The organism is Paenibacillus dendrobii, from assembly GCF_009807035.1.
Lineage (GTDB): Bacteria > Bacillota > Bacilli > Paenibacillales > Paenibacillaceae > Paenibacillus_AQ > Paenibacillus_AQ dendrobii.
Window position 1 is genome coordinate 2675967 of the sequence record NZ_WUBI01000001.1, and the last position, 13270, is coordinate 2689236.

General features: G+C 52.5%; 9 protein-coding genes. 1 reads left to right on the top strand and 8 read right to left on the bottom strand.

What is annotated here, in order from left to right; genetic code table 11:
- Positions 1 to 118: 118 nt before the first annotated feature.
- From GRF59_RS11715 to GRF59_RS11750, 8 genes are all read right to left on the bottom strand, one after another.
- Positions 119 to 652, bottom strand: a complete 534-nt coding sequence (locus tag GRF59_RS11715) for a GNAT family N-acetyltransferase (protein ID WP_237391722.1) — start codon at positions 650 to 652, stop codon at positions 119 to 121.
- Between the two features lie 178 nt (positions 653 to 830).
- Complete coding sequence (locus GRF59_RS30130; RefSeq protein WP_160497720.1) at positions 831 to 1526, bottom strand: GNAT family N-acetyltransferase; 696 nt, start codon at positions 1524 to 1526, stop codon at positions 831 to 833.
- Positions 1527 to 1766: 240 nt separating this feature from the next.
- On the bottom strand, positions 1767 to 2804 hold the full coding sequence (locus GRF59_RS11725) for a glycoside hydrolase family 18 protein (protein WP_160497721.1): 1038 nt from the start codon (positions 2802 to 2804) through the stop codon (positions 1767 to 1769).
- On the bottom strand, positions 2805 to 5444 hold the full coding sequence (locus tag GRF59_RS11730; protein ID WP_160497722.1) for a transglutaminase domain-containing protein: 2640 nt from the start codon (positions 5442 to 5444) through the stop codon (positions 2805 to 2807).
- Positions 5445 to 5450: 6 nt separating this feature from the next.
- Positions 5451 to 6473, bottom strand: coding sequence for a carbohydrate-binding family 9-like protein (locus GRF59_RS11735; protein WP_160497723.1), 1023 nt, complete (start codon positions 6471 to 6473; stop codon positions 5451 to 5453).
- Positions 6474 to 6552: 79 nt separating this feature from the next.
- Entirely contained in the window at positions 6553 to 7872 is a 1320-nt protein-coding gene (locus GRF59_RS11740; protein WP_160497724.1) for a glycoside hydrolase family 125 protein, read from the bottom strand.
- A gap of 133 nt (positions 7873 to 8005) precedes the next feature.
- Positions 8006 to 9292, bottom strand: a complete 1287-nt coding sequence (locus GRF59_RS11745) for an alpha-L-fucosidase (protein WP_160497725.1) — start codon at positions 9290 to 9292, stop codon at positions 8006 to 8008.
- A 54-nt stretch (positions 9293 to 9346) separates the two neighbouring features.
- A complete protein-coding gene (locus GRF59_RS11750) occupies positions 9347 to 10729 on the bottom strand; it encodes an alpha-L-fucosidase (protein ID WP_160497726.1) in 1383 nt (460 codons plus the stop codon).
- Between the two features lie 187 nt (positions 10730 to 10916).
- Here GRF59_RS11750 and GRF59_RS11755 point away from each other — a divergent pair, with 187 nt between their 5' ends.
- Positions 10917 to 13202: a helix-turn-helix domain-containing protein gene (locus tag GRF59_RS11755; protein WP_341480048.1), complete on the top strand. Its 2286-nt coding sequence runs from the start codon at positions 10917 to 10919 to the stop codon at positions 13200 to 13202.
- Positions 13203 to 13270: the final 68 nt, after the last annotated feature.

Genomic DNA, 13270 nt, shown 5'->3' on the forward strand with positions numbered 1-13270 from the left:
CCCTCATTTCTTGGTACAAGAATGTGCCTTCTCCTCCAGCGCCTGCCGGATGATCTTCAAAGCGTTCGGACCGGTACCGTTCAGCTGATTATGCTGCCTCCCTTTTACCGGTTCCGGTCTACAGCTTTTTGATCAAATACAGCAGCAGATCATCATCGACCATAACGGGCTGGCCCGGGACGACCTTTTGATTATTGTAGGTCATTCCTTGTCCATCCAGGACGTACCCGCGCGACGTATACATCCGCTGAGCGTTCCCGTAGTCTTCGTACAATCCGACGCCCAGGCCTATACATGCATAGCTTTGAGCCGCGATGCGCTCGAATTCATCAAATATTGTACTGGCAATGTGATTGCGGCGAAACTCCGGAAACACGTTCAGATCATTGATCTCCGGAATGTTATGTTCCTGAAAATAGGGGTATTTGGAACGGTGAAGCAGATGACAGCATCCCGCCAATTCATCCCCGCAAAAGGCCATCAAAGTGATCCGAGTTCCTTCCCGGTTTTCCGCAAGGCATCTCTCGTAATAATCTCCCTGCCTGTACCATCCAAAATGGCTTGAGAATGCCTCATCCAGCATCACTGCTTCGGACGGTTCGGACAGCCGTTTTAACACGATGTTATTTTCCATTTCAGCACCTCGATTCATGATCTTTATAGTCCATACCTACTTCTGATCTTCCGTAAACAGCTCGAATTCAACGATACATCATTCAAAAAAATATTATTCGAAGTGTATCACAGGCTACGCATGTTGAGAACCGAATCGCTAAAGTATGGCATGAAGCTGCACAGCAAAGGCTTGTTGAAGCGAATTGTTACATTTTCTATTCCGTACGAATGTTCAAATCCATGCCGTATGGATGCAGTCCCAGCTTCCGCGCTACCGTCTGCGAGCTCAGGTTATCCCATGACGTGCTATACAGCGGGATGAGTCCCTGTCTGGCCACTTCACTGCACCATGCCTGAACGACACGCGGGGCAAGCCCTTGTCCCCTGTACGCTTCCATCGTTTTCAAGCTGGCTTCGGCGGCTTTCCCGGAAATCCGCGCACTGCAGCATACGGAGACCACTTCCCCCTCTACCATATATCCTGCTGCAGGCAAGTGATCGAACAACTCTTCATGCAGGGAGGGGAAGTTCGGCTTCAGCAGATGCCGGTTCGATCCATCGATCATAACGATATTCGGCTCCGTTTCGGGCAGGGCAGAATCCGATAGGAATGCATACGCCGGTCCCATCCAGATATCCGTCACTTTCCGATAAGTTGCGATCACTTGGCAGAGACGGACCACATCTAGCGTTTCCGCCGTACAGGCCAGTATGTCATCCCTCACCGATTGTGGCAGATCCTGCCTGAAGCGGATGAACCGCCCCTCCTTGGATATTCCGATAAAAACGGCCGGTGGCTGCATGTCCATAGGTTCATTTATGGCAGCAATCTGCTCACGGTCATCCAGTACATATAACGTTCTCGCCTGTATTCCCATCAGTTCATGATCCGAAAGAGTGATCGTGTTCACGCCCTTTTGTAAAATATATCAAAATATGAAATCTATCATACTGCCAGGTTATTCGCCAATCAACACATATATGTAAGCAAACGTTTATCAACATCTGATATCAAAAAAAAGAAAGCCGAAGACTGCGTGCTTCCATGAGGAATGATGGTCCAGGTTACCCACCGGAATCATCGCACTGTGCTAGTCTTCAGCCTTCTTGGATTTAGTTCATTCTCTGATGTAAGTTCAATATTCTATGATTTATCCTTTAAGTCCGCGGTACATTGCATCCAGCAGTTGATGCGTATCATCGCAGCTGTATTCCCAGAACATGATACCTGCCAGGCTCTCATTCTTGATATACTCGCATTTATGAACGATCGATTCTGCATCGTCATAGGAAATCAGGCTCGATCCGTTAAACAGGTACGGCGCGCAAGCTTCCGCATCCCAGTAACGCGTATAGCCATTTTTGTTGATGTAGTCCGCGGCAAGCGTCGTATAATTCGGTCCATATCCGCCGGTAGTGCCAGCCATCTGGTGAAGCCCACGGTTCCGGTCCGGCACCTGATGCCATACGCGGGAGTAGAAGGCCGCGCCGATGACGATTTTCTCCTTCGGAACGCCGGCACGAACGAATATGTTCACGGAGGCGTCCGTGCTGATACGGAACAGGTCTCCTTGAGGCGTATACAAATTCGTATGATGCCCCGTCAGCACCTGAAATCCGCCGCGCATGTCATAGGTCATCAGCTGGACGAAATCCAGATACTTCTGCGCCTGATCCATTTCGGTGCCGTCCACGTAATACTGGTCTGCGCCCGCAGCGATCGTCAGCAGATAATGGCGTCCGTCCTGCTCCCCTTTGCGGTCCAGCGCTTCCCGGATAGTCTTCAGCAGGAGCGTGAAATTCGTTTTGTCATCCGGACTGGATGCAATTTCAGCCTCTCCGTAGCTTGGATATTCCCAATCAAGATCAATGCCGTCAAACGGATGCTCAGCCAGTACACGGACTGCAGATTCCGCCATGCTGCGTCTTCCCGTTTCCGTAGAGGCGGCTTCTGAGAATCCGCCAGCTCCCCAGCCGCCGACGGACAGCAGGATGCACAGCTCCGGATGCTCGCGCTTGATGTCCTGCAGCCGTCCCAGATGCTGAAGATGCTCCGTCGAGATTTGGTCGTTCAGCACATGGCCGAAAGCCACATTCAGATGGGTCAGTTTCGCCAGGTCTTCGCTCGTCATCGCGGGAAGCTTGGCATCGACGGCGTAACCGGCGACAACGTAGTTCGTCTTCGTCATTTATCCTTCACTCCGATCCGTAGTTTGCTGCCACACCCCGGACAGCACCTGCAAAGCTTCCTTGCCGGTTCCGATTTTGTATCCCGAGGCCGTATAGCGGATTTGGTCCTGGCCGTCCAGCACGAAGAGATGCGGGAAGCCCGCCTCATGAGCCGGCGATTTCGCAATCAAGTCCGGTAATCCAGCATATGTCGCATCCCGGACGAAAATGGTACGCGGCGGCAGTTTCGGATAATTGGCCGGTTCGAACGATGCCGTCCACTGCTCATCGCCGATAATAAGAACGACGGGCGCACCGAGCTCCGCATACGGTTCGGCCAGCTCGCCGAGTTCGCGGAAGAGATGCTTCGTCGGCTCACGCTCCGGCTCAATCCAGGCGACAATCGCGCCATTCTCGCCTGCAAGTTCTCCAATCGTTATGCTTGTTCCGTCCAGCGACGTCAAGACGATGCTGCGATCCACGGTTCCTAGGACAGGAATCTCCTGCTCCGCCGGTCTGAATGTCAGTACAACATCGGTTTGTTCACCGGCACGCACCTCGAAGTACGAGAATCTCACTTTCACCGTGCCATCTTTGAGCCGTACGCCCGACGTCATCCGGTAAGAACCCGGTTCCACCTCGAACGGCTCGTCGTACACGTCTTTTTTGCCAGAAGGATAGACCAGCGTCTTATAGATCCCGTTCTCGATGCGCGCGAACGTAAAGTTCTCTTCATAGGAAGCGGCCGGTGTCTCCGGCGCAGGGTCGGGATCCTGGAGCAAGCGGAGAGCCCCCCATTCCTTCGTCTCCTCTACCTTCGGCGACGTTTGCGGGAATAACGCATCCGCCCAGCTGCCGCCATCCAAATATTGCGGCTTCTGCTCGCTTGGATGCAGCCTGGCCGGAATGCCCAAGCTGCGGCAGATGGCCACAAAGAGAATATCCAGCGAGACGCGGTCCCCTCTCATCAGGTTGTACGTGCCGACCGGATTGCCTCTCCCCTTCAGGTTCTGAAGGTCTTCCCATAGGCCGTAACTTTCATCCAGCGTACGGGCAAGCTCCAACGGATTGGCTATGAAAGCTTCGACTTCCTCACTTGTAAACGCCTGTTGGAAAAACTGCTTGTACGGCACGATCATCTCATACTGCACGCGCGGGCAAAGCACGTACTGCGTGAAAATATCCTCCGGCAAGTCCCGGCGATGCGTCAATGAACCGTTCAGATGGTCATCCAGCGTTCCTCGGAACGTATCCACCAGATCCTTTTCGTTCAGGCTCTCCAGCAGGCGCAGCGGCCATTCTCCGTGCTTGGCAGAACGCTCCCGTAAGAAGGCGGCGATTTCGCGGCTGTTTCCGCGCGCTTTGTGCAGAACGTCCCACACGCGTTCTGACGGAAGAGAGGCTTCATCCGCAAGCTCGGCGGCCTGCGCCTCGGTCAGGAACGTCTCCTCATAGCCCGTCCGGATCTTCGTGCCTTCTTCGATTCGCTTGTTATGCTGCTGAATCTTATCTTCGGAGAGCGGTTCGGCAGCGTCACCCTCGCGTTCCGGAGGAGGCACCATGTCCAAATCCACCGTTCCTGCCGGCTGACCCGTTTGATCAAGAACGATCTCGTAATGATCCTGGTCCGCTACCGTAATCTTCCGTTCTCCCCACTTGCCTTCATGGACCACGCGGATAAGCAGATCGCCAAAGCCGGTTTTAAACGAAGCTTTGCCCTCCGCATTCGTCGGGATGGCCGCAATGGGATAGAATTCAGCCATGTTATACAGTTCAAACCGAACTTCGGCTCCGCTGATCGGATTTCCCGCTTCATCCTTCGCTGTCACGGTAATCGTCCGTGTCGGCGCATAGTTCTCCAGCAAGTTGATTTCCGTGAACCATTCGTCGGCAAGCGTAATGTCCTCCGGTCCCGGGTAACCCGCGTAAATCCGCGTGTTGATCAGCATTGCCCGGCGCGCGGGCGGACTGAACCATCCCTGATTGAGTCTGGCCTCAGGCTCGCAGGCGCCGATGTAATACCAGGTGCCGTCGGCCCAGGCTTCGACCCATGCGTGGTTATCGTCGCAATGCGCCCAGCGCGGCGTGTAGACCTGCCGGGCCGGAATGCCGATGCTGCGCAGAGCAGCCACGGCAAGGGTAGACTCTTCGCCGCAGCGCCCGCGTGCATTCCGGATCATCGTCAGCGGGGAGATCGTTCTCAGATCGCTGCCGATGTAGGTCGCTTTTTCATGGCACCAGTAGTTCGTCTCCAGGATGGCATCCGCCATCGATAGCGACTTGGTGCGTTCCGCCAACGCTTCATGCAATATCCCGCGGGAATCCTCGATATTCTCGGTGTTGACCCGGTAAGGCAGCACGAAATGCAGGAACAGATGATCCGGCACCCGCTTCCCCCAAGGCATACGGTTGCGGATTTCGAGCGTCCGCCGCACATGGCTGAGGAATAACATTCCGTCGTAATCGGCCATATCATTCACCGGCATGTAGGCGAACAGATATTTCAAGGCCCAAGTCTCTTCTTCCGTCAGCTCCTGTTGAAAAACGTCAAACAGCTCATGCGCTCTGGCCTGTGCCAGCTCACGTTTTTCCTGAAGCTTGCGCTCGATTTGATCCATGGTCTTTGAGTCTAGTGAAAATGCAGAGGTCTGCATGGTCATGTCCGTTCACTCCTTCCATAGCTTTCCGTCTTCGCGGATGCAGTACATTCCGCTTCCATCCGATGCAGGGGCCGTAATCTGGAACAAGCTCCGCGTCGTCTCGATCTCCGGAACGATGCTCCATGAATCGTCGCCCATCAGGAGCTTCGCGTCCTTGGTGAACTCCCCTTCAGCCTCGCCATGATTACGCTGGCGGTAGTAAAGCTTCCGCAGCTCCCACTTGATGCGTTCATCCTGGGATAGCTCGAACGTATCCGGGCCGTTACCGTCCGCGAATACGACATAACCCCACAGCTCCGGATAATGCATATTGATGATTCCCATCGGCGACCATACCCAATTGTCTTCGGGATAAGGCTTGCCCGTTTGCGGATTCACGACTTTGCGGTATTCTCCGTCCTGCACCTCGGTCTGCCATTCCACGCGAGAGAAATTGACCCGCCAGAATTCGCCTGTTACCGGCGGACGCGCGTCTGCCGCGCATTCCCGCAGGATCTTCCACGGCATCGCCACTTCCACGCTCCACATCCGGTTGGCCGCATCCGGACGATTCAGCTCGCCGTCGATATGTACCGCCGTCTTCATCCCGCTGATGTCCCAGCCGTTCACCGGCGGTCCCCCGTCCCGGTAAGGCTTGACGAGCAGGAGGTCCCAGACCGTATTCAGCGCATTGATCTCGAATTCGTAATACTGGTGGGTATCTCCGTCCGGATCAATGAAGATCTCAAAATCATTATCGTAAAAGATAACCGATTCCCGCTCCGTGAGCGTGGCCCAAATCTGATCCTCGATGAGTTCCGCCCCAAAGTAGAAATATTCATCGTCCCACAGCATTTTGACGCGGGTCTGCTTGGCCGGTCTAGGACGAAGATCGCCTTCGATATCCACGAAATCATCCGTCCAGTCCGCAGCCTGCCAGAACGGTTTGTCCAGCCGCCCGTCCAGCGACAGGGGCTCCGAGGCTCGGCGGCATATGTAATGCTTGGGAGCGTATTCAATCTTAGGCTCTGGTACTCCACTTCGGTTCATGTTGTTCCCTCCGGACATCCTTGAAATTGAATAGGGGGGGAAATCCCCCCTTAATACTTCAGCGCTTGGATCGTAAGCCTTACAGAATGCCATCCTTCATCGCATGGTAGACCAGCTGAGAGAACAGACTGTTGGACCAGGCGAACCAGGATCTCGTAAAGTTAGCCGGGTCATCCGAATGGAAACCTTCATGCATGTAGCCGGTATCCGCATCCGTCGCCTCCAGCATCGCGATCATCTCAAGCTTCTCTTCTTTCGTCGTTGCCGTGATGCCCTGCATCGACAAAGCCATATGCCAGATGAATCCGTCCGGCGTATGCGGACTGCCGATGCCCTTCGCGGCCGTTCCTTCGAAATAGAACGGATTCTCCTTCGACAGCGCGAATCTTCTCGTGTTTTGATATACCTCGTCATCCGCCGTCACATATCCCAGATAAGGAATCGACATTAGACCCGGCGTGCCCGCGTCATCCATCAGGCAGAAGTTGCCGTATCCGTCGGTTTCGTAGGCATAGATCGGACCGAATTCCGGATGGCGGTAAATGCCGTAAAGACGGATGCCATGATCGATATCGCCCTCAAGCTTTTTAAGCTCCTTGAGGAAATCCGTATCACGGAAAATCCATTCCGCAAACTCCTGCATATGTCGGAGCACGACAACCGCAAACATGTTCCCCGGGATATTGTAATGGAAATCGCAAGCATCATCGCTGGAACGGAAGCCGGACCAGACCATACCCGTGTAATTGACCGGCATGCCGAGGCCATCGTTCTCAAGCGAATCCGTCCGAATGCCGTTATCTCTCTCGAAGCGATACGGAGACTTCTCGAAGTGGCGCTGCTCCGTCTTGAATACGTCGAATATCAGGCGCATCGCCGATTTGAAGCCAGCGTCGAAGATATCCGTCAGACCGGTTTCCTTCCAGTATGCATAGGCCAGGCGCATCGGGAAGCACAGTGAATCGATCTCGAATTTGCGCTCCCACACCCATGGAGACATGTCGGTCAAATCCGCCTTGTTCCAATGCCAATCATTCGCTGATTCGTTAAACGCGTTGGCATAAGGGTCAATATGGATGTATTGGATATGACGTTTGATCAGACCAGAAATGATGCGCTGCAAATCCTCGTCATTCTTTGCCAACGGCACGTAGTGCATAACTTGCTCGACTGAATCGCGAAGCCAGGAAGCCGGGATATCCCCCGTAATGATGAAGGTCGTTCCGTCTTCCATCAGCTTGGTTGTCGTCTCCAGCGTGTTCGGGAAGCAGTTCTTGAACAGCTGCAGCAGCTTTGGACGGTGCGCCAGCTTCTCTTCCGCTTCCTTCAACACGTCCACGACCGCTTTGGGAAGCTCTATTTCGGACATCTTTATTTTGGGTAATCTGAATTGTTCCATGATTTCAATCTCCTTTAACATGCAAAATGCATTTTTCTTTTCCTATCCATCATGCCAGCACGGCATGCAGGTTGTCCACCCGAGATTGGAAGGTCCGGTTCATGGGTGCCGGTCTATCGTCATGGAATCCCTTTTAATTATGCGTTACGACCGCGCCGGAGCCGCCGTACATTTCCAATTCCTCGTCGAATTCGAGCTTCAGCACCGTCACCTGATCATGCGTATCCTCAGCGGTCATATGGATCCACGTCGTGCCCGGGATGTTGAACCACGGCACGCCGCCGTGAATTTCATGCGTAAGTTCTTTGCCGGAGTGGAGCACCGTAATTTTTCGAATCGGATTGCATAGTCCCTTAAGGCATACGTTCTCCTTCGGATCATCGTAGACAAACAGGTACAGCGTCTTCCGGTCTTTGGAAATCGTGCTGCCTCCCAAATAATAACGGGTCATGATCCCTTCCTCTGTCCCGTACACCGCTTCTTCATGCGTGCGTATCCAATCGCCAAGCCCCAGCAAAATATCCTCTTGCCGCTGATCGATCGTTCCGTCCTCCCGGGGTCCGATATCCAGCAGCATGTTCCCTCCCATGGAGATGCAGTCGCAGAACATGCGGATGATCTGATTCAGCGATTTGTACCGGTCGTCCGTCGGCACGTAGCCCCAAGAGGTATTGATGGTCGTGCAGAACTCCCACGGTCCTTCCGGTCTCGTGATCGGGATTCCCTGCTCCGGCGTTTTGTAGTCTCCGTGTCCTTGAAGCCTCGAGTTGATGATGATGTCCGGGTTGAAGGACTGCAGGTAATGCTTAAATTCCGGCAAATTCCATTGCTCGGCGCTCCGCTCCCAATCGCCGTCGAACCATAACATATCCACCTTGCCGTAATTCGTTAAGATCTCCTTCAACTGGTCATTGTTAAACTGCAAAAATTTCTTCCACTTCTCTTCGTCCTGCACGCCGTCTACGGGACTGGAGTATGTATTGACCTGAGTCAAATCCTCCGGCACCTTGCCACCTTCATAAACGCTCGGATAATCCGGATGCGACCAGTCGATCAGCGAGTAATACATGCCAAGGCGGATGCCTCTCTTGGTGACAGCTTCGGCATACTCCTTAATCAAATCCCGTTTGGCAGGCGTTTTCTTCACGACGTTCAGGTCGCTGTACTGCGTGTCCCACAGTGCCACCCCGTCGTGATGCTTGGTCGTCAGGACGGCATATTTCGCGCCCGATTTCTCGATCAGATCAGCCCAGTAGTCCGCATCATATTTAGACGCAGTGAAGCCGTCCAGTTGTTTCATATATTGCTCGTACGGAATTCGCCCGTTATAAAAAGACCATGATTCCGCAACTCCGTCGACGGCATATATTCCGTAATGAATGAATATGCCCAGCTTCGCTTCCTCAAACCATTTTTGCATACCTGGTCAGCACCTTCCCGTAAAATATCATTTGTTGTCGGCTCGCCCTAACTTTTAACGGATCCGGAATACATGCGCGATCGGGGCTCCCGCCTGAATCTCCGCATCCGGCAGACGGACTGTAATGCCGTTTTCCGTGCGGCGATAATCGAGATTGTCCTGCCCGCCAATCAGATCGATCCGGCTGAAATCGGCTGTCAGCGGCAAATGTATTTCCTCCTGCACCGTCTCATGCTCATCCTTATACAAGTGGAAGGCATAGATCGTATCTCCCTTGCGGGTGAATTGAACCGATCCGACCGAGCAAGGCTCGCAAATCCGCGTTCCGTAGATCGCCTCGCCATGTACCTTCAACCATGCGCCCATGCCCTGAATGCGGGAGATGGCAGTATTGGATATTCTTCCGTCAGGCTGCGGTCCGACATTGAGAGCCAGGTTGCCGCCCTTGGCCACGATTTCCACCAGCAGATGAATCAGCTGGCGCACCGACTTATAGTTATCCTCGTAACGGAAGGAGAACGCCGAGCCCATTGTGATGCAGCTCTCCCACGGCACATGCAGCGCGCGTTCAGGCAGCGTCTGTTCCGGGGTAATCAAATTCTCATAAGGTCCGCCCACCGTACGGTCTGCCGACAGCAGCCAAGGCTGAATTTGGCGGGCCTTCTCCACCACTTCCCCGAGTCTGATGTTCTGATCGCGGTAATCATTGACCCAGCCGGCATCCAGCCATAGCACGTCGATGCGTCCGTAATTCGTCATCAACTCCATGATCTGCTCATGGGTAAACTGGACGAACTGCTCCCAGAGCCAAGGATATTCCTTCGGATCATAGGTCGGCCCGCGCGACGTCGTGGTTCCCGGCTTCATTCCCGGTGCCCAGTAATAAGGCGTATGCCAATCGGCTTTGGAGAAATAAGCGGAGATGCCGAGGCCTTTTGCACGGAAAGCATTGAAGAGCTGCTTCGTAATATCGGCATATTTATGCGTATGGAACGGACAGTCCGGACCCGTGATCCGGTAGTCGGTTGTATGAGTATCCCACATGCAGAAGCCGTCGTGATGCTTCGTCGTGAAATTCAAATATTTGAAGCCGTTGTCCGCAGCTAGATCCGCCCATAAGTCTGGCTGAAAGCGCAGCGGATTAAAGGTCTTGTTCAAATCGAAATACTCCCGCTTGAGTTCTTCCGCATCGATATCCCAGTCGATCTCATTGCGGGACCACTCCTCGTCCGTATCGCTGAGAGCCCATGATTCCACGAGTCCGAGCTGCGAATACGGTCCCCAGTGCATCATGAGACCGAGCTTCTGATCCTTGAACCATTCCAGCCGTTCCAAGAGAAGCGGATCTTCCGGCTTTACCCACTGTTCCTCGCTGCTGTAATTGTGGACCCCCTGTTCAACGATCATGTCTTCTTCTAAACGTTTATCCTCGCTCATGTTATCCCCTCCAATAGAATCTATCGTTTCTGCTTCTTAAAAATAGAATTGTTCTATACTTTATGGTTGCTCAGCGACTTTAGTCCTCAATTTTCGACAAATTCCATCATGCTGTCTATGTCCAAACGAAGGTTTTGTTGTTATCATTGAATTGATCTTGAGCTAACAGGAGGCAGAATCATTGAGAATGAACTACTTTAAATCCAAGCTTTTCTTAAAATACATATGGTCCTATTTGTTCATCCTGCTCATCCCATTAGTATTAATGACTCTATTTATCTATCAAAATGCGGTCACGAATTTGCGGTCTGAAATCGAACAATCCCGGCTTGCCCAATTAAACCAAACCAAGGTCATCATCGACGGGCGGATGAAAGAATTAAGCGAGATTGCTTCCCGCATTTCTTATGACAAAAGACTGACTCCTTATCGCGTTCATGACCCCATTTACGCCGGTGACGCCATTCAGGCGCTTGATCAGTACAAATCAACCAGTTCCATTATCGGTGAGTTGTATCTGTATCTTCATAAGGATGACAAGATCTATTCCAGCAAAGGCCTCAACAATTTTGACGTATTCACTCGCAACGTCCAATTTCAAAATTGGAAGAGCGAAATCCTGCTGCAGGACCTGAACTCCGTCCAATTTCCGACGATGCGTCCTGCGGATACCGTCAGCACCCCATCCGGTATGAAAGAAACGATGCTGGCCTATCTGATACCCATTACGCCGAACAGTCCCAATCCTCACGGAACGGTCATGTATCTGATCAAGGAGTCCGAGCTTACCAGTCTTATCGACTCGATTCTCGGAAAATACCAGGGTCTGACTTACATTCTGGATAATGATGGACATATTCTGGTGGATAATCGTCAAGGTGAAGCGTTATCCAGTACCGAGGCAAAATCATTGTTCGCTAACCTGTCTCCGGGAATTCAGGACCGGACACTGAACGGTAAGGCGCATTCCATTGTATCCGTGAAGTCGGAAAATAACGGCTGGACTTACGTGACGATCATGCCAAGCGCTCAGTTCTTCAGCAGCGTCCTGCATGTTCGCAGCTTCATCATTATGCTGTTCATCATCGTCATGCTTGTCGGTGCCGCGATCGCGCTCGTACTGGCACGGATGCAGTACCAACCGATCTCCATGCTGGTCGAATTCGCCGATTCTAAGGCCGGCGCGAAGCCGTCCGAAAACGACGCTGCGCTATCCCGGAATGAACTTGACCGAATTCGGTTTGCCCTACAGGAATACAGTTCGAGAATCGACCTTCAAGAACCTTTCGCCCGCAATCATTTCCTGTCCATGGTTCTGAAATATGGCAGCGCGCAGAGCCTTACGCCTGAGCTTCAGGAAGCTTTTGATCTCCAGTTCGACCGTTCCCATCATTTCGTGATGGTGATTGGCTGGAACGAAGACGAACAAAATGGCCACCAAGAGCGTCAGGATCTGATGGAACTGCTCGCGCAGATCGAATTTCCTGAGCTAGACGCTCAAGGATATGGCGTGGAACTGTCGCAGCTGGATCAGCTTGGCCTCATCATCAGCTTTAATCTTGGAGACAAAATGGACGAGTTCTTGCGTATACAGCAGATTGTTGAAGCCGTGCGCAGCCATATGCTCGAAACGTTCGACATGATCCCGATGATCGGAGTCGGCACCTGCTATCCAAGTCCGGATCAGTTGAATCAATCCTTTATTGAAGCCTGCTCGGCATTTGAGATGCGCGTATCCTCCAGCCATGGAACCGTAACCTATTTCGAGAAGCTGTCATACACGCCGGATCATGCATTCTGGATTCCGAACAATACGCTGCTCAAGCTCTCGCAGAGCCTCAAGCAGGGCAGCTACGATGTAGCGGCACAAATGATCCACTCTGCCATCCATAACTTGAAGACTTCCGAGCTCTCTGCTCTTCTTACCCGCTGTATCTGCTTTGATCTGCTGAATACCATTCTCAAGGCCGCATCCGAGCTTGGAAATCACAGCATGATGCAGCAGGTCGCTCCGAGCATGATTTACAGCAACTCCCTGGACGAACTGGAAAACAGCCTGCTGGTACTCGCCTCCGAGATCTGCAACCAGGTCGAGCAGGACAGCCAGAAGGAAGAGGAGTCCGCCATTGATCAAATCGTCACTTACATCGACGGTCATTATACGGACAATACCTTAAGCCTGGAGACGGTAGCCTTTGAGTTCGGCATATCGCCTTCCCATGTCAGCCGCTCGTTCAAGGAGAAAATGGGCCTCAATTTCATTCAATATATCTGGCAAAAAAGAATGGAAGAAGTCATGCATCAGTTGAAGACGACGAACGACCCGCTGAAAGACATCATCTTGAAGGTCGGTTATCTGGATACACCTAACTTCATCCGTAAATTCAAGAAGGAAACCGGTTATACGCCCGGTCAATACCGTAAAATGCATACAGAAGGCGACATCTCCGGAAACGATTTGGATGACCAATAACTACGAAAGCCAACATCCGGCCCTTATGGACCGGGATATGTTGGCTTCTTTTTTTACTTGATCAGAAT